The organism is Devosia sp. CN2-171, assembly GCF_049354815.1.
Taxonomy (GTDB): Bacteria; Pseudomonadota; Alphaproteobacteria; order Rhizobiales; family Devosiaceae; genus Devosia_A.
In genome coordinates this window covers 3,939,220-3,961,656 of record NZ_CP186479.1, presented here as the reverse complement: position 1 = coordinate 3,961,656, position 22,437 = coordinate 3,939,220, and the positions used below count along the sequence as shown (strand labels likewise).

Genomic DNA, 22,437 nt, shown 5'->3' with positions numbered 1-22,437 from the left:
CGTCGGTGGTGTTGGCCTAGTCCCGATCGAATATGTTGGCCCGGTGATAGGCGACTGCCTCGCTATCGGGCCAGAATGATGGCTCCTCGGCGAGGCTCAGCTTCCCCGATGGCAACAGTCGCTCCCGAAACTCCGGATCGATCAGTCGCTCCGAGACCAGGAAGCCGAGACTAGGGCCCAGCGCCATGTGCCCGTGCGTCCAGGCGTGTTCCGCCTCGGCCACCATCGGCAGGTAGTTGCGCACGTGCAGTTGCCCGCCCAGTTCGCGCGGCCGAAGAGCGACGACCCGCAAGTCAGGATGCGGCCGCGTTTCGCTAGGCTCGAACTGTGCCCCCGTGAACACGCACCTGTATTTCCAGCGCAGCAACACCCGGTCGTGGACTTTGAGGTAGGCGTCGATCGCGTTCTGCCTGTCGACGGCGAACACCGCGTTTGCCTCGGCTAGCGCCTGCGCGCCGATATCGGCAGCAGTCGCCAGGTGTAGGATTTCCTCGAACCGCGCGTCCTCGAGCGACAGGTTGCGCCGTACGCCGGGATCGCGCACCTCACCCTCCGCATCGCTCGGAACCGGCACCGCAAAGGCCCTGTAGTCGCTGAGTGTCAGCCGATTGAAGCCCGCTGCCGCGTGCTCAAGCACCAGAGCCCGTCCACTTCCCATGAACAACACCAGGTTCCCGGCGCGCTGATAGACGATGATCGTCTCGCCAAAGGCACGCTGGGCGACCTGCCCGGCGCGCGAGGTAATGCGGAAGCTCACCCGGTCCGGACCGAGTTGCCTCTCCTCTTCCACTGCCAGTGCAAGCTTTGCCACCGACGCCCCCGCTATGGAGCGAGCTTAGTGGCATGTACGCAGTAGAGTCTACGTAGTCATCCCATTGGGACAAATGTGACCGGATCAACAAGATAAGGCCAATCAAGTGCATAGGCGACAATGTGTATTGCACCGCCCCCCAGTCGCGCTAACCTTGCCGTTACGGGCCGCTACTTTCCACCCGCCCGCAACCGAGGGGTCAAGCGTCGTGCCTCACAGCTTCAAGATCACTTCCGCCAAGGGCGGACAGTTTGTTGCCAAGTTCGTCTACAACGCCGAAACCATCTTCTGGTCCGAGAACTACGCCGGCAAGGACAGCGCCAAGAACGCCATCGCCTCGCTGAAGAAAAACGCCCCGGGCGCGGCCGTGGTAGACACCAGCAAGGGCGAAGACGGCGGCAAGGGCTATCGCTTCGAAATTGCGGCGTCCAAAGATGGCCAGCATTTCGTGCGCTTCGTTGCCTCCAATAACGAGACCATGGTGCGGACCGAAACCTACAAGTCGAAGTCGAGCGCCAAGAACGCCATCGAATCGCTTAAGAAGCGCGCGGCGGCAACGCCGATCGTCGACGAGGCCTGATAGAAGAGCCTCCAGAAGCGCTTTCAGGAAAAGTTGCAGACTTTTCCGCTTCGAAGGCGCGGCAAATCGAGTACTTGGAGCGTTGCACCGCTTGGTGAAATGCTCCAGGGAGGGGCCATGACTTTCACTGACAACGTGCTCAACGCCGACGGTGCCCTTATCGTCGGCGCGGGCCTTGCCGGCCTATTCTGTGCGCTGAAACTCGCGCCGCGCCCGGTCACGGTCATCTCGCCCAAGCCGCTCGGCGCCGGCGCATCCTCGGCCTGGGCCCAGGGCGGCGTCGCCGCCGCAGTGGGTGAAGGCGACAGTTCCCACGCCCACGCCGTCGATACCGAGATTGCCGGTGCCGGTATCGTCGACCCGGATGAGGCGGAGTCGGTGACGGCGGAGGCCGCGGCCCGCATCGAGGACCTCGCCCGCTGGGGCACCCCCTTCGACCGCGACGAGCTCGGCCACTATGTTCTTTCGAAGGAAGCCGCACATTCGCGCAACCGCGTCGTCCGCGTCGAAGGCGACCGTGCCGGCTACGCCATCATGCAGGCCATGATCGCCCAGGTGCGCAAGACGCCCTCGATCCGCGTAGTCGAGGGCCTGACAGTCGTCGATCTCGCCCGCGCCGATGGCCGCATCATCGGCGTCTACGCCCGAAAACTCGGTGATCGCTTTGGCGAGCCTATCCTCGTCCGCGCCCGCGCCACCGTGCTGGCGGCCGGCGGACTCGGCGGCCTCTACGCCGTCACCACCAATCCACCCGGCGTTCGCGGCCACGCCATGGGCATGGCTGCGCGGGCCGGCGCGCTGATCGCCGACCCCGAATTCGTGCAGTTCCACCCCACCGCCATTGCCACCGGCGCAGACCCGGCCCCGCTCGCCACCGAGGCCCTGCGCGGCGAAGGCGCCACCCTCGTCAACGACCTGGGTGAGCGCTTCATGCTCGCCGTGCACAAGGACGCCGAACTGGCCCCGCGCGACATCGTCGCCCGCGCCAACTACCGGCAGATCAAGGCCGGCCGGAAGGTCTATCTCGATACGCGCGAGGCCATCGGCGCCCGCATCCTCACTGCCTTCCCGACGGTCGCCAAATACTGCGCCGATTTCGGCATCGACCCGGTCACCCAGCTCATCCCGGTGACCCCCGCAGCGCACTACCACATGGGCGGGGTGAAAGTGGACGAGCGCGGCCGCACCTCACTCCCCGGCCTCTGGGCCGCCGGTGAATGCTCATCGACCGGTCTCCACGGCGCCAACCGACTGGCCTCGAACTCCCTGCTTGAAGCAGTAGTCTACGGCGCCCGCATCGCCGCCGACATCTCCGGTCTCGAGCCACTGCGCGCTCCGCTCGCCCCCTTCGCCGGCATCGAGTGGAACGAAGCCGAGGGCGAAGCCGTCGAGGAGCGTCTCCGCAACCTGCAGGCCGTACAGGAACTGCGTCGGGTGATGACCGATCTCGTCGGCGTCGAACGCAACGCCGCCGATCTCCGCACCGCGCTTCGCTCGATCGCCGAACTCGAAAAGACGGCGCAGGGCGTCACGCGCTCGTTCCTCAACATGACCACCTCGGCCACTCTCGTCGCCGCCGGAGCCCTGCAGCGCGAGGAAAGCCGCGGCGGCCACTTCCGTACCGATTTCCCGGAGCCAAGGCCCGACTGGGCCCACCACACCGAGATGACGCTGGACCAGGCATTGACGATCCGCGCCGGGGCGTGACTACTCCACGCCGAGCAGGTAGCTCGCCACCGCCTCGCGGTCCGCATCTGTCCAATGCGACGTTCCGTCGGTGATCACTTCGCCCATGGCGCTGCCGAGTACGTCGAAATCCGGTGTGAACCCATCGCTCAGAGCGCTGGCCAGCGACGTGACGTCGTAGCCACGCTCGGTCAACTTTTCCGCCAGCAGCGATGGCGCCTTGCCGCCTACGCCACCTGCCGGGTTGCCGCTGAGTTCCTTGCCCGTCTCGATCGCGCCCAGAAGGTTGCGCGGCGAGTGGCACATGACGCAGTGCCCTGCACCTTCGACGAGGTAGCGCCCGCGGTTCCATTGTTCCGAGTGCGATGCGTCGGCTTCGTAGCGGCGGGGCGCGAAGAACAGGTTCTTCCACCCTGCCAGAACCAGCCGGATGTTGAATGGGAATGACAGCTCATGCGGCTTTGCCGGCGTCGTAACTGGCGGCACTTCCTGCAGCGCCGCATAGAGGTCGGCAATGTCCTGGTCGCTCATCAGCGTATAGTGCTGATACGGGAACACCGGATAGAGGTGCCCCTGCGGCCCCTCGCCGTCACTCATGGCTTTCGCGAACTGCTCGATCGTCCAGCTGCCGATGCCGACGGTCGGGTCCGAGGTGATGTTTGGCGCGTAGAAGGTGCCGAACTGCGTGGCCAGCGCCGGCCCGCCGCCCAGTTCTGCAACACCGTTCTTCTTGTCCGTATGGCAAGTGATGCAGTCGCCGAGCCGGATCAGGTACTGCCCGCGCGTGACATCGCCAACGAGCGTCAGGTCGCGGGCAGGGCCAGTCACCGGCCGGAGGAAATAGATCGCCGCGCCCACCCCAACGGCGAGCACCACGACCACCAGCAGCCAGGCCCAGAACCGCATGCGACGCTCTCCCATTGGTCGGCCGGAGTTGAGCAGAGGGCCGGTAGCCCAGCAACTGACGAGCCTGTGAGCACCTAGGCGGTCGCAAGCACGGCGTCGACCTCGGCGCGTGTCGGCGGCACGCAACCGAAATGCCGGCAATTGAGCCCCGCCACCACCGCGCCGAAGCGCAGAACCTCGCGCAGCGCCGCGCCATCCAGCCCCCGCAGCCCGTCGCGATTCAAGACGCCCCGCTCGTTGAGAATGGTCAGTATGCCCGCCATCAAGCTATCGCCAGCCCCGACGGTGTCGCCGAACGGCACCGCCGGATAGAGCTCGGCCACGGCCGAGCCTGCCTTAGTGAAGGCGCGGCTGCCCTGCTCACCGAAAGTCACGACAACCAGCCCCATGTTCGGGCGGGACAGGAAATCCTCGACATACTTCTCGACCAGCGAGTCGATCTCGGCCTCGCTGAAATCCTCGGCCTTGACCGCCTTGTTGCGCTCCAGCGCCCCGAGATCCTCGATCGACACCTTCACCAGGTTGACGATATCGAGGAACGCACTGAGCCGCGCCTTGTAGCCGGCAAAGTCCGGCACCAGCGACGGCCGCACGTTGGGGTCCATCGACAGCGTCGCCCCGCGCCGCGCCGCCTCTTTGGCCACGTCCATCCACACCGCGGCGTCTTCCGGCTCGATCGGGCAGAACCCGCCGACCTGGAACACCTCGAGCCTGTCGGGCAGCGCCGCGATCATCCCCTCGCGCGTGAAAGCGCGGTCGGCGTTGCGGTAGAAGCCGTATCGCGCGCTCTTCTTGGCGTCGAACGTCACCACCGCCAGTGTCGTGTAGGCATCGACCCGATCCCGGAGCAGCGGCTTCACCCCCGCCTCGGCCAGCGGCCCGAGCAGATAGGTGCCCAGTCCGTCCGAACTGATCGGGCACAGGAACCCGGTCTCGTTGCCGAGCTTCGATAGCGCGATGGCGCAGTTGTAGGGCGAGCCGCCTTGATGCGCGACGAGCTTGATGGTGCCATCCGCCCCGACCGGCTCCGAAATGAGATCGATCAGGCTCTCGCCACCCACTACGAACACCAATCATCCCCCGCATTAGAGCGCTTTCAGGAAAAGTTGCAGACTTTTCCGGTTCGAAAGCGCGACCACCCATCTACTCGCGCTTGGTTACAATGCCGGTACGCGGGAGTTCAAGCCAGATGACTAGGACGCCAGCGCGTCCGACGAGAGCACTGGCATGTCGCGCGCATCGCGGCGGAAGTCGGAGGGCGACATGCCGGCGATCTTGCGGAACGATTTGTTGAAGGCGCTGAGCGAGCCGAAGCCCGATTCCATCGCCACCCGCAGCACGTTAGCATCCTCGCGCAGCAGCAGCGCCTGCGCATAGCTGAGGCGGAGGAGGCTCACATATTCGTTGAGCGTCATGCCGGTCGAGCGCTTGAAAATGCTCATGGCGTATTTGGGGTGCAGGTCCGCCGCCGCCGCGATATCCACCGAGTCGATGTCGTTGAGGAAGTTCTCGGCGATGAAATCGCACATCCGCCCGACATTGCGGGAGGACTGCAACTCCGCGCTGTCCTGCTGCTGGTCCAGCGGTCGCGCATTGCCCACCACTTCATAAGGATCGAACCGGACCCGCTCAAGCCGCAGCAACAGCTCATTGACGGCATGCTGCGCCTTCACCGGGTCGCCGGAGCGCACATACTCGTTCCAGCGCGCGAAATTCACGGGGTCGGAAGCGTCGGTGGCGTCAGTCAGCAGCGTCGCACCTTGCATCAGCCGGTGCGGGATGTCCTCGGGCAGCCGCAGGCGGAAGAAATGCATCAGCGGCAGGTGCCCACCGGCATAGACCGCGTCGTCGCTCAGATCGTCCATGAAGTGCGGCAGGCCGCCCCAGAACAGCACCATCTGCCCGGCCTTGAGGCTCAGTTCGTGCGTATGCATGCGGTAGTGCACGCTTCCCGAGACGATGTAGTTGACCTCGACCTGCGCGTGCCAGTGCGGCTTCACCATCACCAGCGGCGCTGCATGGAACATCATCAGGTTGGTCGGGTGGCTCTCAACGCCCGTCGGGTTCGGCTGATAGACGGGACGCACCTTACTTTCCGCCAAGTCCATGTTCCCTTTGTCGGCGACACACCACTTTCGTCGCATATTCTAACCACGCTTGCCCAAGGTGAGCCAAATGAAAAGGGAGGACTACATGACTACCATCGCATCGCGGTGGCGCCACGCGCTCGCCATTGCCGCAGCCGCCGGCGTCTCCATGCTCACCATGACGGCCGCCATGGCTGTCGATGTCAACGTCTGGGCCTGGGACACGAACTTCAACGGCGCCGCCATGAAGGAAGCCGCGTCGCGCTATGCCGTCTCGCATCCCGATGTGACCATCAAGATCGACGACGCGATGCAGCAGGAGGATATCCGCCAGAAGCTGCAGACCCAGCTGCTCGCCGGCGACACCACCGGCCTGCCCGATATCGTGCTGATCCAGGACGACGTGGCGCAGAAATACCTGCAGTCCTTCCCTGGCGCCTTCGTGCCGCTCTCGGACTCGATCGATATGACCCAGTTCGCGCCCTACAAAGTGAAGGCCGCGACCTATGACGGCAAGTCGTACTCGCTGCCCTTCGACTCGGGCGTTACCGGCCTCTTCTACCGCGCCGACTATCTCGAGCAGGCCGGTTACAAGGCCGCCGACCTCCAGGACCTGACCTGGGACAAGTTCATTCAGGTCGGCAAGGACGTGAAGGCCAAGACCGGCCACAACCTGATCGCGCTCGACCTCAACGGCGGCGGCCTCATCCGCATCATGATGCAGTCGGCCGGTGCCTGGTTCTTCAACGCCGACGGCAGCCTCAACATTCTCGACAACAAGCCGCTGAAGGCCGCGCTCGAGACCTACGCCAAGATCTGGCAGGCGGACATCGTCAAGCCGGTCTCCGGCTGGACCGAGTTCACGGGTGCGTTCACCTCCGGCGAAACCGCTGTTGCGCTCAACGGCGTCTGGATGACCGGCACGATCAAGTCGCAGCCTGACCAGGCCGGCAAGTGGGGCGTCGCTCCCATTCCCAAGCTCGAAGGCGTCGATGGCGCCACGGGCTACTCGAACGAAGGCGGCTCGAGCTGGTACGTGCTCTCTTCGGGCCCCGGCAAGGACGCCGCCATCGACTTCCTCAAGACGATCTGGGCGACCGACGTCGACTTCTACCAGAAGATCCTCGTTGGTCAGGGCGCGTTCAGCACCTGGCTGCCGGCCTCGGCGGGCGATGCCTACAAGGCGTCGGACGACTTCTTCGGCGGCCAGCCGGTGTGGGCGAACTTCTCCGAGTGGCAGGCCAAGATTCCGAGCATCGACTACGGCATCTTCACCGCCGAAGTTGACTCGGCGGTCGTGGCCCAGCTCCCGACCATCACCCAGGGCGGCAGCGTCGACGACGCTCTCAAGGCCATCAACGACCAGGCCAGCCAGCAGATGCAGTAACGGGTTCGGAGGCGGGCGGCACGCACCGCCCCTCCTCCCATCCGGCGGCCGCACCCCTTGCCGGGGCGCGGCCGGTAGCTGTTCTGTAGTCGCCTGTCGGGGGAGTTGGCATGGCAAACGAAAGACTTAGCCGCACCGAGCAAATCACCGGCTGGACGTTCATCGCGCCCGCCCTCGTGCTGCTCGGCATCTTCATGCTCTATCCGATCCTGTGGTCGCTCTGGATGAGCTTCCAGGTCGGCAAGGGGATGAACTTCAGTTTCGGCGGCTTCGCCAACATCATCCGCCTGACCAAGGACCCGATCTTCATTCGCGCCCTGGTCAACACACTGACCTTCCTCGTTGTGCAGGTACCGATCATGATCGGCCTGGCGCTGCTGGCGGCAGTGGCGCTGAATGATCCGAAGCTCCGCTTCCGCGGCTTTTTCCGCACCGCGATCTTCCTGCCCTGCGTCACCTCGCTGATCGCCTACTCGACCCTGTTCAAGTCGATGTTCGCCACCGATGGCATCGTCAACAAGATGCTGATGGGACTGTGGATCATCCAGGAGCCGGTCCACTGGCTGCAGGATCCGTTCTGGGCCAAGGTCCTGATCATCATCGCCATCACCTGGCGCTGGACCGGCTACAACATGGTGTTCTACCTGGCCGCGCTGCAGAACGTCGACCGCTCGATCTACGAGGCCGCCCGCATCGACGGCGCCTCGGGCTGGCACCGGTTCTGGTACATCACCGTGCCCATGCTGAAGCCGGTGATCCTGTTCACCACGATCATCTCGACCATCGGCACGCTGCAGCTCTTCGACGAGGTCAACAACATCACCCAGGGCGGGCCATCCGACTCCACGCTGACCCTGTCGCTCTACATCTACAACCTGACCTTCAAGTTCATGCCCAGCTTCGGTTACTCCGCCACCGTCTCCTGGGTCATCGTGCTGCTCGTCGCCGTCCTGAGCTTCCTGCAGTTCATCGTTGCACGGGACCGCAGCAAATGACCGATCAAGCTCTCCCCCTCGCCACCTCCCGGATCGAGCGCCGCACGCGCTCGTTCAACTTCCCGCATCTCATTGGCCGCGGCGTTACCTACCTGTTGCTGAGCCTCGCGGCTTTCGTCTCGATCTTCCCGTTCTTCTGGATGGTCGTCGGCGCCACCAACCGCTCGGTCGATATCGGCATCGGCAAGGCAACGTTCGGTGACCAGCTCTTCGTCAACGCCGCCAACTTCTTTGCCACCGTCGACGCGCCGCGCGTGTTCTGGAACTCGGCCTTCATCGCCCTTGTAGGTACCGTGCTGACGCTCGCGATCTCATCGCTCGCCGGCTACGGCTTCGAGATGTTCAGGAGCAGGTTCCGTGAGCGCATCTTCGCCCTCATGCTGCTGCTGCTCTCGATCCCGTTCGCGGCGCTCATGGTGCCACTGTTCGTGATGATCTCACAGTTCAAGCTCGTCGGCACTGTCGCGGCAGTGGTGCTGCCCGGCATCGCCTCGATCTTCATCATTTTCTACTTCCGCCAGGCGACGAAGGCGTTTCCGGGCGAGTTGCGCGACGCGGCGCGGGTCGACGGCCTCAACGAGTGGCAGATCTTCTTCTACATCTACCTGCCCACCATGCGCTCGACCTACGCAGCGGCGATCATCATCGTTTTCATGGCTAACTGGAACAACTACCTCTGGCCGCTGATCGTACTGAACAAGCCCGAGCAGAAGACGGCAACGCTCGTCATCTCGGCGTTGACCTCGTCCTACACGCCCGATTTCGGCATGATCCTGTTCGGGACCATCCTCGCCACACTCCCGACCCTCATCATCTTCTTCCTGCTCCAGCGCCGCTTCGTCGAAGGCATGCTGGGCGCGGTGAAATAGCGACCAACAGCCAATTGCTTCGGTGGCGGGAATCGCTGCCGCTGGGGCCCGATTTCCTGAGGAGAGTATAATGACCATCTCGGCCCCCATTCGCTGGGGTATCATCGGCCCGGGCGCCATCGCCAAGGACTTCCGGCGCGGCGTGCTTGATTCCAAACTCGGCAAGCTCGAGGCCATCGCCACGCGCAATCCGACGAAGGAAAGCCTCAAGACCGATTTCCCCGAGGCCCGCATCCTCGATGGCTATGACGCGATCCTCACCGATCCCAATGTCGACGCGATCTACATCGCGACGCCCCACACCGGCCACGCCGAATGGGCCATCAAGGCCGCCGAGGCCGGCAAGCATGTTCTGATCGAAAAGCCGATGGCGCTGAGCGCCTTCGAGGTCGACGCAATCCTTCATGCCGCCAAGAAGGCCGGCACGTTCGCAGGCGAAGCCTTCATGTACCGGCTGCACCCGCAGACGCAGAAGCTGTGGGAACTGATCAACTCGGGCGCCATCGGCGAAGTCCGCTTCATCACGGCCAGCTTCGGCTTCCAGATGGGACGCTTCATCCCCGAGCATCGGCTGTTCGCCTCCGATCTCGCCGGCGGCGGCATCCTCGATGTCGGCGGCTACCCGGTCTCGTTCGCCCGCTTCGTCGCCGGCGCTGCCGCGGGCAAGCCCTTCCTCGATCCGATCAAGGTCGTGGGCTCCGCCACCCTCAACGCCGAAGGTACCGACAACCTCGCCGCCGCCGTGCTACTGTTCGAGAACGGCATCACCGCGCAGGTGAGCTGCGCCATCATGGCCAACCTCGAAAATGTCGGCCGCATCATCGGCTCGGAAGGCACGATCGAAGTGCCGGCCTTCTGGTTCGCCAACGGCGACCGCGCCGGCGGCGAGGGCAAGATCGACATCATCCGCAAGGACGGTTCCCGCGAGACCGTCAGCGTCGGGAAGCAACGCCACCTCTACTCGTTCGAGGCCGACGCCGTCGCCGAAGCCATCCTCGCCGGCAGGCAGGAATTCTCCGCCCCCGGCATGACCTGGGCCGACAGCCTCGGCAATGCCCGCGTGCTCGACAAGTGGCGCTCCGACGCCGGCATCGAATACTCCGTCGAAAAGTCAGTGAAGCGCGTCACCACGCTCGCTGGCCGACCGCTGAAATCCGGCGGCACCGTGATCCCCAAGCGCACCATCCCGGGCGTGCAGAAGCCGGCATCGGCCGTGGCGCTGGGCTTTGAGGATTTCCGCACCTTCGCTTCGGGCGCCATTCTCCTCGATGCCTTCTTCGAGCGCGGCGGCAATGTCTTCGACACCGCTTTCATCTATGCCGGCGGCTACACCGAGAAGCTGTTTGGCGAGTGGCAGAAGTCGCGCGGCGTGCGTGAGCAGGCTGTGGTGATCGGCAAGGGCGCGCACAGCCCGCTGGTCTATCCGGACGTGATTTCGAAGCAGCTGACCCAGTCGCTCGACCGGCTCCAGACCGACTATGTCGATGTCTACTTCATGCACCGCGACAATCTCGATGTCCCCGTCGGCGAGTTCGTCGACGCCATGGATGCCGAAGTAAAGAAGGGCCGCATTCGCGGGCCGTTTGGTGGTTCGAACTGGACCCGGGAGCGCTTCGACGAGGCCATCGCCTATGCCGACAAGCACGGGAAGCAACGTCCGGGCGCCCTCAGCAACAACTTCGCGCTCGCCGAAATGCTGGACCCGATCTGGGCCGGCTGCGTCACCTCTTCGACCGACGAGTGGAAGGGCTGGCTGAAGGCCCGCCAGATCCCGAACTTCTCCTGGTCGAGCCAGGCCCGCGGTTTCTTCACCGACCTCGCCGGCCGCGACAAGCGCGACAACGAAGAGATGGTCCGCGTCTGGTACAACGACCGCAACTTTTCCCGCCGCGACCGTGCCGTGGAACTTGCGCAGAAGCTTGGCAAGAACCCCATCCACGTCGCCCTCGCCTATGTGCTGGCCCAGGACTTCCCGTCCGTCCCGCTCATCGGCCCGCGCCGCCTCGCCGAACTGGACGACAGCATGAACGCCTTCGACATCAAGCTGACACCCGAACAGGTGAAGTGGCTGGAGGCGTAAGGACATAAGCCGGCAGACGGCCCCCCTCCCATCCTCCCCCACAAAGGGGGAGGTGCCCTGCCGGTTCACCTGGCACGATCGAAGACCAAAGCTCGACTCTTCACCTCCCCCTTTAGGGGGGGAGGCCGGGAGGGGGCCGTCTGCCCACGGCAATCCCGCAGCCCCAGTCTCCCCTTCACAACCCACCCCCACCGCGCCATTCCGGTTGACGCCAACCCGCCCACGATGCAGCTTCCCATTAGACCGGCAACGTCCGGTTCGGGAGGCCACCCTCGTATGCAGTTTGCCTTGCGCATCACGCGCATCATCGACGAAATCAGCCGTCGCGTCGGCCTTGTCGCCGTCTGGCTGGTGTTGATCTCTTCCCTCATCAGCGCCTTCAACGCCATCTTCCGCTACTCGATCAGCGGCATGATTTCCCTCGAGCGCAGCTATGGCGGCGGTGTCTTCGGCGGGCTCGTGTCGTTTTACACGCAGTACTCGAACGTCTTCTCCGAATCGGTCTGGTACGCCTTCGGCGGCATGGTGATGCTGGGCGGTGCCTGGACGCTGAAGGTGAACGAGCACGTCCGCGTCGACCTGCTCTATGGCGCCATCTCCGAACGCGCCCGCACCTGGATCGACCTGCTCGGCGGGCTGTTCTTCCTGCTGCCGCTCTGCATCCTGTTGATCTGGTTCACCTGGCCCTGGTTCATGCAGGCCTGGACGCAGAACATCATGTCCAATGCCGCCGGCGGCCTGCCGCGTTGGCCAGTCCGCCTGATGCTGCCGCTCGGCTTCGGCGTCTTGATGCTGCAGGGCATCGCCGAGATCATCAAATGCATCGCGGCGCTCACCACCAACTACCACCGCGAATTCGCCTACGAGAAGCCGCTGCAATGATGGACTTCATCCGGGACAACATGGCCCCGATCATGTTCGGCGGCCTCGTGCTGTTCCTTGTCATCGGCTACCCCGCGGCCTTCTCGCTCGCCGCGATCGGCCTCTTCTCGGGCCTCGTCGCCATCGAGCTCGGGTTGATCGAGCCGAGCTTTCTCGGCAACCTCACCTACCAGCTCTATGGCGTCCTCTCGAACGAGCTGCTGCTCGCCATCCCGTTCTTCACCTTCATGGGCGTCATCCTCGAGAAATCCGGCCTCGCCGAGGACCTGCTCGAAGGCTTTGGCCAGCTCTTCGGCGGCGTGCGCGGCGGGTTGAGCTATGCCGTGATCATCGTCGGCGCCATCCTCGGCGCCATCACCGGAACCGTCGCCGCTTCAGTAATCGCCATGGGCCTGATCTCGCTGCCGGTGATGATGCGCTACGGCTACAATGTACGCCACGCCACCGGCGTCATCGCCGCCTCGGGCACCATCACCCAGTTGATCCCGCCGTCATTGGTGCTGATCGTTCTTGCCGATCAGCTGCAGCGGTCCCCTGGCGAGATGTATATCGGTGCGACCGGCGCCTCGATCCTCCAGGTCCTGCTGTTCATGGGCTGGGTCTTCATCCTTTCGATCTTCCGGCCCAGCCACGTCCCGGCCCTGCCGCCCGAAGCCCGGACCCTACGCGGCTGGCCGCTCTGGTCCAAGATCATCCGCGGCATGGTCCCGAGCCTCGCGCTGATCTTCGTCGTCCTCGGCACCATCCTCCTCGGCCTCGTCACCCCCACCGAAGCCGGCGCCATGGGCGTCGTCGGCGCCATCGTCCTCGCCTGGTTCAACCGCCGCCTGAGCTGGAGCCTGATGTGGGAGGGCATGACCTCGACAATGCGGCTCACCGCCATGGTGGTGTTCATCCTCCTCGGCGCCCGCGTCTTCAGCCTTGTCTTCCAGGGCGTTGGCGGCGGGCATTGGATCGAGGACCTGCTCTCGCACCTCCCGGGTGGCGTGGTCGGCTTCCTGATCTTCGTCAACGTCTTCATCTTCGTCCTGGCGTTCTTCCTCGATTTCTTCGAGATCGCCTTCATCGTCCTGCCGCTCCTGATCCCGACGGCGAACGCGCTCGGTATCGACCTCGTCTGGCTCGGCGTCATGATCTGCGCCAACATGCAGACCAGCTTCATGCACCCGCCCTTCGGCTTCGCCCTGTTCTACCTGCGCGGCATCGTGCCCCGCGACAAGGTGAAGACCCGCGACATCTACCTCGGCGCGATCCCATGGCTGGCGCTGCAACTGATCCTCGTCGGCGCGCTGATCGCCTTCCCCGAGCTCGTCACCTTCTTCCTCGACAAGGCGCCCGAGGTCGACCTCGACACGGTCGAGATCGTGCTGCCCTCGCAGGCCTCGCCCAACGCGGTGCCGCCCACCTTCGAAGCGCCACCGCCGCCGAGTTTCGGTGCTCCACCGGCTCCTGCTTTTGAAGCTCCACCGCCACCGAGCTTCAACTGAGGTAATGGCCGGACTGCTCTCGCGACCCCACCAGCCGCCATCCCAGTGGTGGGAAAGCGAAAAGGGCCCGGCGAACCGGGCCCCTCTCATTCGATCTGCACAGCCTCACAGCTCGTTGGCGCGCTGTTTGGCCTGCTGGAATGCATCGAAGTTGAGCTCGGCGATCTGGTTCCACAGGTAGTGGTCCTTGCGGAAAGCCTTCAGCGACTCCCAGATCTTCTTGAAGTTCGGGCTCGACACTTCGAACTCGGCATAGGTCGCTTCGGCCGCCTGAAAGCTCGCTTCCATGATCTCGCCGCTGAACGGCCGCAGCTGGGCCCCGGCGGCCACCAGCTTCTTGATCGCCGACGTGTTCACGTAGTCGTACTTGGCCAGCATATCGTTGCTGGTCGCCTGGCAGGCCGTCTTCAGCAGCGACTGGTACGAAGCCGGCAGCTCGTTGAACTTGGCTTGGTTGAACAGGGCGTGGACGGTCGGACCGCCTTCCCACCAGCCGGGATAGTAGTAATACGGCGCGACCTTCTGGAAGCCGAGCTTTTCGTCGTCATAGGGGCCAACCCACTCCGCCGCGTCGATCGTGCCCTTCTCGAGTGCGTTGTAAATTTCGCCACCCGGCATCGGCGTGGGGATGACGCCGAGCTTAGTGAGAATCGCGCCGGCAAACCCGACGCGCATCTTCAGGCCCTGCAGGTCCGCGACCGAGTTGATCTCCTTGCGGAACCAGCCGCCCATCTGCGCGGCGGTGTTGCCGCACGGAAAGCCGGTGATGCCGTAGCTGGCGAAGAACTCGTTCGACAGCTCGAGTCCGCCGCCGTGGTAGTACCAGGCGCTCATGCCGCGGGCATTGAGCGAGAACGGGATGGCCGAGAGCGCCGCCCAGGCGACGTCCTTGCCCGAAAAATAGTAGCCGACAGTATGCGCGGCCTCGACCGTGCCTGCCTGCACCGCATCCACCACCTCGAACGGCGGCACGATTTCGCCGGCGCCGAACACATCGATGGTGAAATTACCATCGGTGGCTTCGGACACGTACCTCGCGAGCGTTTCGCCGCCGCCATAGATCGTATCAAGGCCCGGCGGGAACGAGGAAGCGAGGCGCCAGCTGACCTTGGGGGTCGACTGCGCGATCGCCGGGGCAGCAAGGGCCGTAGCGGCAGCGGTGCCGGCAGCGACAGCGCTGGCCGACTTGAAGAAGTCACGTCTCTTCATACGATGGGTCCTCCGAGTGGCTTTTTGGCCGGGCCGTAGTCCGGCCTTAGGGCGCTAGATGAACAGGCCGGGGCCCGCCTGTCCATCCACGAGGCCGATCTCTTCCATCAACTTCCAAAATTGTTCGCGTCCACAATGGAATAAGGCCGCAACGCCGGTGTTGATCTCTTTGCCGCCGGACCAACGCCGGCGCCCATGCAATGGAGGACGAACCATGAAGCTCGCATCCGTGTTCGGCATCGCCGCACTCGCCCTGCTGGCCAGCAGTGCCTTCGCCGAGGATTACGTCGGTGGTGCCATCAAGACGGCCGAGATCGGCGGCAAGGAAGTGCTGACCGACGCCAAGGGCATGACCCTCTATACCTTCGACAAGGACGCGCCCGGCGTCACCAACTGCTACGACAAATGCGCCGTGAACTGGCCACCGTTGCTCGCCGCTGCGGATGCGGCAGCCGAGGGCGACTTCACTCTCGTCGATCGCACCGACGGCACCAGGATGTGGGCCTACAAGGGTTGGCCGCTCTATCTCTGGATCGAAGACGTGGCGCCCGGCGAGACCAAGGGCGACGGTGTCGGCGGCGTCTGGCATACTGCGGTCGAGCAGTAAGAGAACGCCGCACCTACATGGACTTCCTGGACGAGATCGAAGCGAGTGTGCCGGCCCTTCGCCGCTACGCACGGGCATTGACCCGCAACCCCGATCGCGCCGACGACCTCGTCCAGGATTGTCTCGAACGGGCCATCCGCAAGCGCAACCTCTTCGCCCCCAGCGGCCCGGTGCAGGCGTGGCTGTTCCGCATCCTGCTCAACATCTGGCGCAACGACCTTCGCTTCGAGCGCCGCCGTGGAGACCAGATCCCCATCGACAGCCTGATTGCCGAACCCTCTGTTGCCCCGGCCCAGCCGGGCCGCATTGCCCTCTCCGAGATGTCGCGCGCCATTGACCGGCTGCCCGACGACCAGCGCGAAGCGCTGCTGCTCGTCGTTCTCGAGGGCCTGAGCTACCGCGACGCCGCCGGTATCCTCGGCATTCCCGACGGCACCCTGATGTCCCGCCTGAGCCGCGCGCGCCTTGCGCTGCGCACATTGACCGGCTCTGGCGAGGAGCCGAGATTGAGGTCAATCAAATGATCAACCTCGCACCCATCTCCGAGACCGATCTCCACGCCTATATCGATGGCCAGCTGACGCCCGAGCGTGCCGCCGAAGTCGAAGCTTGGCTCGCCGAGCGCCCCGACAAGGCCGCCGAGGTTGCCAATTGGCAGCGCCAGAACGAGGCGCTCGAAGCCCTGTTCGATCCGGTGGCCGGCGAAACCGTGCCGTCGCGCCTCGATCCGCACCTCATCGCCCGCTCGCGGCCCGTTGTGCGCACGCGCTGGCCGCAGATGGCCGCCGCCGCGCTGGTGCTGCTGGCCCTCGGTGGCGCGATCGGCTGGGCCGGCCGCAACTTCATCGGTCCGAACGAGCGCGAAGAGCTGATCGCCTTGGCCGTCTCGGCCCACGCCCTCTACGTCAAGGAGAACCGCCACGCCGTGGAGGTCGCCGCCGCGACCGACCTCGACCACATGGTCTCCTGGCTCTCCAACCGCGTCGAACGCCCGATCAACCCGCCCGATCTCGCCGAGGACGGCTTCACCCTCATCGGCGGCCGCCTGCTGCCCGGCTACGAGGACGAGACCGGCCCGGCCGCTCAGTTGATGTACGAGAACGCCGCGAGGGAGCGCGTCACCGTGTTCATCACGTCAGCCCTGCCCGGCGGCCAGAAGGACCGCGAGTTCACCACCCGCGACAATCTCGATGCGTTCTACTGGGGCAACGACAAGATCACCTGCACGGTGGTCGGCGACCTGCCCGAGGATCAGATGAAGGCGGTGGCGCGCAAGGTTTACCAGCAGTTGACCTGGCGGCCCGACGGCGCAGCATGACGTCTCAGTACCCTTGCCGCTTCAGCAGCTCGTTCGAATAGATGTTGTGTGCGCCGACATTTTTGGCGTCACGCTCGCCCATCAGGGCCATGGTCACATCCATCTCCTTGTTGATGATCTGCAGTGCCCGCGTGACGCCCGCCTCGCCCCCTGCCCCGAGCCCATAGAGCATCGGCCGACCGATCAGCGTCCCCTTGGCGCCCAGCGCGAGCGCCTTCAGCACATCCTGGCCGGATCGGATGCCACCATCGATGAGCACCTCCGTCTTGCCGCCGACGGCATCGACGATCTCCGGCAGCACCCGGATCGTGGACGGCGCGCCATCCAGCTGCCGCCCGCCGTGATTGGACACGACCACAGCGTCGGCGCCGGCCTCGATCGCACGCCGGGCGTCATCCACGTCGAGGATCCCCTTGACGATCAGCGGCCCATCGAACCGCCGGCGCAGCCAGCGGACCTCGTCCCAGGTGACGCGCAGGTCGAACTGTTCCGCGATCCATGTGGAAAGCGAACTCAAATCGCTGACCCCCGTCGCGTGGCCCACGAGATTCGCGAAGGTGCGGCGTTTCGCGCCCAGCATACCAAGGGCCCAGCGCGGCTTGCGCATGACCTCGGCGAGGAAGCGTGGCGTAATCTTGGGCGGCGCCTTCATGTTGTTGCGGATATCGGCATGGCGCTGCCCCAGAATCTGCAGGTCCATGGTCAGGATCAGGGCAGAGCAGCTGGCCGCCTTGGCCCGGTCGACGAGCCGTTCCATGAACGCCTTGTCGCGCAGAGTATAGATCTGGAACCAGAACGGCTTGCGGCTTGCCTCGGCCACGTCCTCGATCGAACAGATACTCATCATCGAGAGGATGTAGGGGATACCGAACTTCTCGGCGGCTCGCGCCGCCTTGATCTCACCGTCGGCAATCTGCAAGCCGCCGATGGCGGCCGGGGCGATCGCAACGGGCATCGCGACCGGCTGACCGACCATTGTACTGGCGAGGCTGCGGTTTTCGAGATCGACCGCCACGCGCTGACGGAAGCGGATTCGCGCGAAATCGCTCTCGTTCTCGCGGTATGTTTGCTCCGTCCACGAACCGGAATCCGCATAGTCGAAGAACATGCGCGGCACACGACTGCGAGCTTGCCGCTTTAGGTCATCGATCGTCAGTGCTGCACTCAATCCGCCCATCTCCCCCTCCTCCTCGAGGGCTGACGGCAGAGGCGTTGCTCCTATCCTAGTACCCCTGCCGCTTCAGCAGTTCGTTCGAATAGATGTTGTGTGGGCCAATATGGTGGATATCGCGCTCGCCCATCAAGGCCATGGTCGTATCCATTTCCTTGTTGATGATCTGCAGCGCGCGGGTCACCCCAGCCTCGCCGCCGGCACCGAGGCCGTAGTTCATGGCGCGGCCGACGAACGTGCCCTTGGCACCGAGCGCCAGTGCCTTCAGCACGTCCTGGCCCGAGCGGATGCCCGAATCCATCAGCACTTCGGTCTTGTCACCGACCGCATCGACGATCTCGGGCAGCACCCGGATCGAGGACGGAGCACCGTCCAGCTGCCGGCCGCCATGGTTGGAAACGATAATGCCGTCCGCACCGTGCTCGACCGCGAGCCGCGCATCCTCGGGATCGAGAATGCCCTTAACCACCACGGGGCCGCCGAAGCGCTTCTTGATCCAGGCGATGTCCTTCCAGTTGAGCGTGAGGTCGAACTGGGTGGCCGTCCACTTGCTCAGCGAGGAGAGATCGACTGCCTCCGAAACATGCCCGGCGATGTTGCCGAAGGTGTAGCTCTTGGATTGCAGCATCCCGAACGCCCATGCCGGCTTGGTCGCCAGCTCGAGCAGGAATTTCGGGGTGATCGGCGGCGGCGCCTTGAGGCCGTTGCGGATGTCCTTGTGGCGCTGGCCGAGGATCTGCAGGTCCATCGTCAGCACCAGCACCGAGCACTTGGCCGCCTTGGCGCGATCGATCAGGCGCTCAATGAAGGCGCGGTCGCGCATCACGTAAAGCTGGAACCAGAATGGCTGGGTCGTCCCCTCGGCAACCTGCTCGATCGAGCAGATGCTCATGGTGGACAGCGTGAAGGGAATGCCGAAGGCCTCGGCTGCCCGAGCCGCCTTGATCTCGCCGTTCGCGCTCTGCATGCCGGTCGAGCCGACCGGGGCGATCGCCACCGGCATCGAGACGGGCTGGCCCATCATCGTCGTCGCAAGGTTCCGGTTTTCGAGGTTCACCGCCACGCGCTGGCGCAGCTTGATCTTCTCGAAATCCGTCGTGTTCTCGCGATAGGTGCTCTCGGTGTAAGCGCCGGAATCGGCATAGTCGAAGAACATCTTCGGCACGCGGCGCCTGGCGGCCTTCATCAGATCTTCGATGGTCAGATACTTGTCGAGATTGGCCATTTCCGCCCCGGAACTGCAGTTGGCCGCTTTCTAGGCCGCTGACATGTCAGTGGTCAATGCGACGAAGGTGATTGCGCGCGCAACGTCACGCCCGGCAGCCGTTCGGCTCCGGGTTATTGATGGCGGGGGACCGGCGCGGTTTTCGGCCACGCGGTTAGTCCGCAAATGAAACGGCCGTCGCCGCGCCGGTCTCGATCGGAAATGAGTCAGACCTGGGGGATCCAAGGAGCATGCCCCCACCGCTCCTCTCGTCCACATTGCTGTGTCGGAGCCTGGATGGGTGGTTGGTTGTCGGTCCCACAAACCCGCCACGGCACGACTGCCGTGACTTCCGATATCCCACCACCAATCGTTCGTCGCGAGCGCCCGCCCGTGGTTGGACGGGGAGCAGGATAAGGGCGGACGGAGAGTGCGGGGATAAGAATCTCATCGCGCACGCTGTCCCCCGGCATGGCGGGTGGTCTGAGGTCCAGTGTATCCCCGGGCTTCGTGGGGTTTACAACCTCACCCCATTCAGCCGCAGCGCATTGGCAATCACGCTCACCGAACTCAGCGCCATCGCCGCCGCCGCGATCATCGGCGACAGCAGCCACCCAGTGAGCGGATAGAGCACGCCCGCCGCGATCGGGATCCCCAGCGCATTGTAGCCAAACGCGAACAGCAGGTTGAGCTTGATATTGTTTAGCGTTGCCTTGCTTAGCCTGCGCGCCTTGACGATGCCCGACAACTCGCCCTTGAGCAGCGTAATCCCGGCGCTCTCGATCGCCACATCCGCGCCCGTGCCCATGGCCACGCCGACATCCGCCGCCGCCAGTGCGGGTGCGTCATTCACGCCATCGCCGGCGAACGCCACGGACTTGCCCGCCGCCTTCAGCTCCTCGATCAGCGTATGCTTGTCCTCGGGCGTCATGCCAGCCTTGACGTCGCTCAGGCCGAACTCGCGCCCGACGGCCTCGGCCGTGCCCTTGGCATCGCCGGTCGCCATCACTACCGAAACACCATCCGCTCGTAGCGCCGCGATGGCTTCCTTCGCCCCATCCTTGATCGGATCGGCCACGGTCACGACACCGATCGCAGTGCCATCATGCGCCACGAGTATCGCGGTCTTGCCCGATGCGGCCTGCTGCTCGACCAGCGCCACAAGTTTGTCATCGACCGCGATGCCCTGGTCCTTGAACAGGCGGACATTGCCCATCAGCGCCAGCTTGCCGCCGACATTGCCCTTGATGCCGCGCCCGGTCAGCGAGGTGAAGCTTTCCGCCTCGTAGACCCGCGCGCCGCGTTTTTCGGCACCCACCACGACGGCATGCGCGATCGGATGCTCCGAGTGCTTTTCGAGCGCCGCTGCGACGGCGAGCACAAATCCCTCGTCGACGCCCTTCACCGGGATTACCTGGTCGAGCGTCGGCTTGCCCTCGGTGAGCGTACCAGTCTTGTCGACGATGAGCGTATCGATGCGGGCAAAACCCTCGAGCGCCTTGGCGTCCTTCACCAGCACTCCGGCATGCGCCCCACGCCCTGTGGCGACCATGATCGAAATCGGCGTCGCCAGCCCGAGTGCACATGGGCAGGCGATGATCAGCACGGAGATCGCCGCGACGATCGCCTCGGCCAGCCCCGGCCCCCAGATCATCCACGCGCCGAACGCGACGATCGCGATCACCACGACCAGCGGTACGAACCAGTTCGCTACCTGGTCGGCCAGCGCCTGGATCGGCGCACGGCTGCGCTGTGCCTTCCCGACCAGTTCGACGATCTGGCTGAGCCGCGTCTCGCTGCCCACCCGCGTCGCCTGCATGACGAAGCTACCTTCGCCATTTAGCGTGCCACCTGTCACCGCCTCGCCCTTCAGCTTCTCGACCGGCACGGGCTCGCCCGTCAGCATCGATTCATCGACGAACGACTGGCCTTCCAGCACCTCCCCGTCGACCGGCACGGCTTCGCCCGGCCGAACGCGCAGCCAGTCGCCCGCCCGCACATCCTCGATCGGCACCTCGATATCCTTGCCGTTCGACACCTTGCGCGCCGTCTTCGGCGCCAGGTTCAGCAGCGCCCGGATCGCCTTGCCGGTCGCATCGCGAGCCCTGAGTTCCAGTACCTGCCCGACGAAGACCAGGGCCACGATCACCGCGGCCGCCTCGAAATAGACCGGCGGCTTGCCCGACATATGGGTCATGCTCATCGGGAAAATCCCGGGGAACAGCACCGCCACCACCGAGAACAGATAGGCCGCGCCGACGCCCAGCCCGATCAGCGTCCACATGTTGGGCGAGCGGTTGACCAGCGAGTTCCAGAAGCGCCGGAAGAACGGCCACGCCGCCCATACCACCACCGGCGTCGCAAGGATCAGCTCGAGCCAGCCCGAAACCTCCTCGCCAAGCCACTCGCGCACCGGAATCCCGACCATCCCGCCCATCGCGAGCACCAGGATCGGGATCGACAGCGCCGCACTCACCCACAGCCGCCGGGTGAAATCGATGAGCTCCGGGTTCGGCCCGTCGTCGAGCGATGCCACCATCGGCTCGAGCGCCATCCCGCAAATTGGACAATCCCCCGGCCCATCCCTGACGATCTCGGGGTGCATCGGGCAGGTCCACTTGGTGCCCTTGGGCACCGTTGCCGGATCAACCGGCGGCCCGCCGTAATCATGTCCATGGTGGTGATGATGGTGGGCATGATCGTGCCCGTCGGCCGCAGGCTGGCCGGAGGGGGCAACACTGCCCTCGGTCATTCCCGGCAACACGAACGGCGTGACGTTGAGATACTTTGCCGGATCGGCCTCAAAGCTCTTCAGGCACCCCTCGCTGCAGAAATAGTAGCGCGTGCCCTCATGCTTGAGCATGTGCCGGGCAGTCACCCGATCCACCTGCATGCCGCAGACGGGATCGGTTGCCTTCAGGTACTTCTCCGGTTCCGCCTCGAACTTCGTCTTGCAGCCAGCCGAGCAGAACCCGATCTCGCGCCCTTCATGGGTCGTGCGATGCGACGTCTTCGCCATGTCGACGGTCATGCCGCAGACCGGGTCGCGGGTCACCGCGTTCGCGGGGGCGCCATGCGAGTGATTGTGATGAGCGTGCGTGTCCATGTGCCGGTCCTACCTTATCGACCCTTGTTCTGCACCTTCCCATCATGGTAAG

The 22,437-nt window shown here is 64.6% G+C and carries 19 protein-coding genes; 11 read left to right on the top strand and 8 right to left on the bottom strand.

Annotated elements, in window-relative coordinates; genetic code table 11:
• Nucleotides 1-16: 16 nt before the first annotated feature.
• Nucleotides 17-811, bottom strand: coding sequence for a hypothetical protein (locus ACOYW5_RS19655; protein ID WP_423066574.1), 795 nt, complete (start codon nucleotides 809-811; stop codon nucleotides 17-19).
• A 208-nt stretch (nucleotides 812-1,019) separates the two neighbouring features.
• Between ACOYW5_RS19655 and ACOYW5_RS19650 the strand changes: the two genes are divergently transcribed.
• Together ACOYW5_RS19650 and ACOYW5_RS19645 are read left to right on the top strand one after the other, a co-directional pair.
• Complete coding sequence (locus ACOYW5_RS19650; protein ID WP_423066573.1) at nucleotides 1,020-1,391, top strand: YegP family protein; 372 nt, start codon at nucleotides 1,020-1,022, stop codon at nucleotides 1,389-1,391.
• 117 nt (nucleotides 1,392-1,508) lie between these two features.
• Nucleotides 1,509-3,098 carry an L-aspartate oxidase gene (locus ACOYW5_RS19645; protein WP_423066572.1) on the top strand — a complete coding sequence of 530 codons (1,590 nt, stop codon included), beginning with the start codon at nucleotides 1,509-1,511 and terminating at the stop codon, nucleotides 3,096-3,098.
• Here ACOYW5_RS19645 and ACOYW5_RS19640 read toward each other — a convergent pair whose 3' ends face one another.
• The 3 genes from ACOYW5_RS19640 to ACOYW5_RS19630 form a co-directional block, all read right to left on the bottom strand.
• On the bottom strand, nucleotides 3,099-3,983 hold the full coding sequence (locus ACOYW5_RS19640; RefSeq protein ID WP_423066571.1) for a c-type cytochrome: 885 nt from the start codon (nucleotides 3,981-3,983) through the stop codon (nucleotides 3,099-3,101).
• Between the two features lie 74 nt (nucleotides 3,984-4,057).
• Nucleotides 4,058-5,053 (bottom strand): carbohydrate kinase family protein, encoded by a 996-nt coding sequence (locus ACOYW5_RS19635; RefSeq protein ID WP_423066570.1) that lies wholly within the window; start codon nucleotides 5,051-5,053, stop codon nucleotides 4,058-4,060.
• Between the two features lie 123 nt (nucleotides 5,054-5,176).
• Nucleotides 5,177-6,091: a helix-turn-helix domain-containing protein gene (locus ACOYW5_RS19630; RefSeq protein WP_423066569.1), complete on the bottom strand. Its 915-nt coding sequence runs from the start codon at nucleotides 6,089-6,091 to the stop codon at nucleotides 5,177-5,179.
• An 85-nt stretch (nucleotides 6,092-6,176) separates the two neighbouring features.
• On the opposite strand from ACOYW5_RS19630, the gene ACOYW5_RS19625 reads away from it, so the two are divergent.
• From ACOYW5_RS19625 to ACOYW5_RS19600, 6 genes are all read left to right on the top strand, one after another.
• The gene (locus tag ACOYW5_RS19625) at nucleotides 6,177-7,457 is read left to right on the top strand and encodes an ABC transporter substrate-binding protein (RefSeq protein WP_423066568.1); all 1,281 of its coding nucleotides are present in this window, start codon (nucleotides 6,177-6,179) and stop codon (nucleotides 7,455-7,457) included.
• A 110-nt stretch (nucleotides 7,458-7,567) separates the two neighbouring features.
• A complete protein-coding gene (locus ACOYW5_RS19620; protein ID WP_423066567.1) occupies nucleotides 7,568-8,452 on the top strand; it encodes a carbohydrate ABC transporter permease in 885 nt (294 codons plus the stop codon).
• Entirely contained in the window at nucleotides 8,449-9,321 is an 873-nt protein-coding gene (locus tag ACOYW5_RS19615; protein ID WP_423066566.1) for a carbohydrate ABC transporter permease, read from the top strand. Before ACOYW5_RS19620 ends, ACOYW5_RS19615 begins: the two co-directional genes overlap by 4 nt.
• Nucleotides 9,322-9,391: 70 nt before the next feature.
• Nucleotides 9,392-11,401, top strand: a complete 2,010-nt coding sequence (locus tag ACOYW5_RS19610; RefSeq protein WP_423066565.1) for an aldo/keto reductase — start codon at nucleotides 9,392-9,394, stop codon at nucleotides 11,399-11,401.
• Nucleotides 11,402-11,677: 276 nt separating this feature from the next.
• Nucleotides 11,678-12,283: a TRAP transporter small permease subunit gene (locus ACOYW5_RS19605; RefSeq protein ID WP_423066564.1), complete on the top strand. Its 606-nt coding sequence runs from the start codon at nucleotides 11,678-11,680 to the stop codon at nucleotides 12,281-12,283.
• Complete coding sequence (locus ACOYW5_RS19600; RefSeq protein ID WP_423066563.1) at nucleotides 12,280-13,770, top strand: TRAP transporter large permease; 1,491 nt, start codon at nucleotides 12,280-12,282, stop codon at nucleotides 13,768-13,770. Before ACOYW5_RS19605 ends, ACOYW5_RS19600 begins: the two co-directional genes overlap by 4 nt.
• A 105-nt stretch (nucleotides 13,771-13,875) precedes the next feature.
• Here ACOYW5_RS19600 and ACOYW5_RS19595 read toward each other — a convergent pair whose 3' ends face one another.
• Nucleotides 13,876-14,979, bottom strand: a complete 1,104-nt coding sequence (locus ACOYW5_RS19595) for a TRAP transporter substrate-binding protein (protein WP_423066562.1) — start codon at nucleotides 14,977-14,979, stop codon at nucleotides 13,876-13,878.
• Between the two features lie 214 nt (nucleotides 14,980-15,193).
• Between ACOYW5_RS19595 and ACOYW5_RS19590 the strand changes: the two genes are divergently transcribed.
• Genes ACOYW5_RS19590 through ACOYW5_RS19580 form a run of 3 tightly spaced genes read left to right on the top strand, consistent with a single transcriptional unit; the run spans nucleotide 15,194 to nucleotide 16,904 of the window.
• The gene (locus tag ACOYW5_RS19590; protein ID WP_423066561.1) at nucleotides 15,194-15,586 is read left to right on the top strand and encodes a hypothetical protein; all 393 of its coding nucleotides are present in this window, start codon (nucleotides 15,194-15,196) and stop codon (nucleotides 15,584-15,586) included.
• A gap of 17 nt (nucleotides 15,587-15,603) precedes the next feature.
• Nucleotides 15,604-16,110 carry a sigma-70 family RNA polymerase sigma factor gene (locus ACOYW5_RS19585; RefSeq protein WP_423066560.1) on the top strand — a complete coding sequence of 169 codons (507 nt, stop codon included), beginning with the start codon at nucleotides 15,604-15,606 and terminating at the stop codon, nucleotides 16,108-16,110.
• On the top strand, nucleotides 16,107-16,904 hold the full coding sequence (locus tag ACOYW5_RS19580) for an anti-sigma factor family protein (protein WP_423066559.1): 798 nt from the start codon (nucleotides 16,107-16,109) through the stop codon (nucleotides 16,902-16,904). Before ACOYW5_RS19585 ends, ACOYW5_RS19580 begins: the two co-directional genes overlap by 4 nt.
• Nucleotides 16,905-16,908: 4 nt before the next feature.
• On the opposite strand, the gene ACOYW5_RS19575 is transcribed toward ACOYW5_RS19580, so the two are convergent.
• The 3 genes from ACOYW5_RS19575 to ACOYW5_RS19565 all read right to left on the bottom strand — a co-directional run bounded on the left by ACOYW5_RS19575 (nucleotide 16,909) and on the right by ACOYW5_RS19565 (nucleotide 22,385).
• A complete protein-coding gene (locus ACOYW5_RS19575) occupies nucleotides 16,909-18,072 on the bottom strand; it encodes an alpha-hydroxy acid oxidase (protein WP_423069507.1) in 1,164 nt (387 codons plus the stop codon).
• A 55-nt stretch (nucleotides 18,073-18,127) separates the two neighbouring features.
• Nucleotides 18,128-19,300: an alpha-hydroxy acid oxidase gene (locus ACOYW5_RS19570; RefSeq protein ID WP_423066558.1), complete on the bottom strand. Its 1,173-nt coding sequence runs from the start codon at nucleotides 19,298-19,300 to the stop codon at nucleotides 18,128-18,130.
• Nucleotides 19,301-19,796: 496 nt separating this feature from the next.
• Nucleotides 19,797-22,385: a heavy metal translocating P-type ATPase gene (locus tag ACOYW5_RS19565; RefSeq protein WP_423066557.1), complete on the bottom strand. Its 2,589-nt coding sequence runs from the start codon at nucleotides 22,383-22,385 to the stop codon at nucleotides 19,797-19,799.
• Nucleotides 22,386-22,437: the final 52 nt, after the last annotated feature.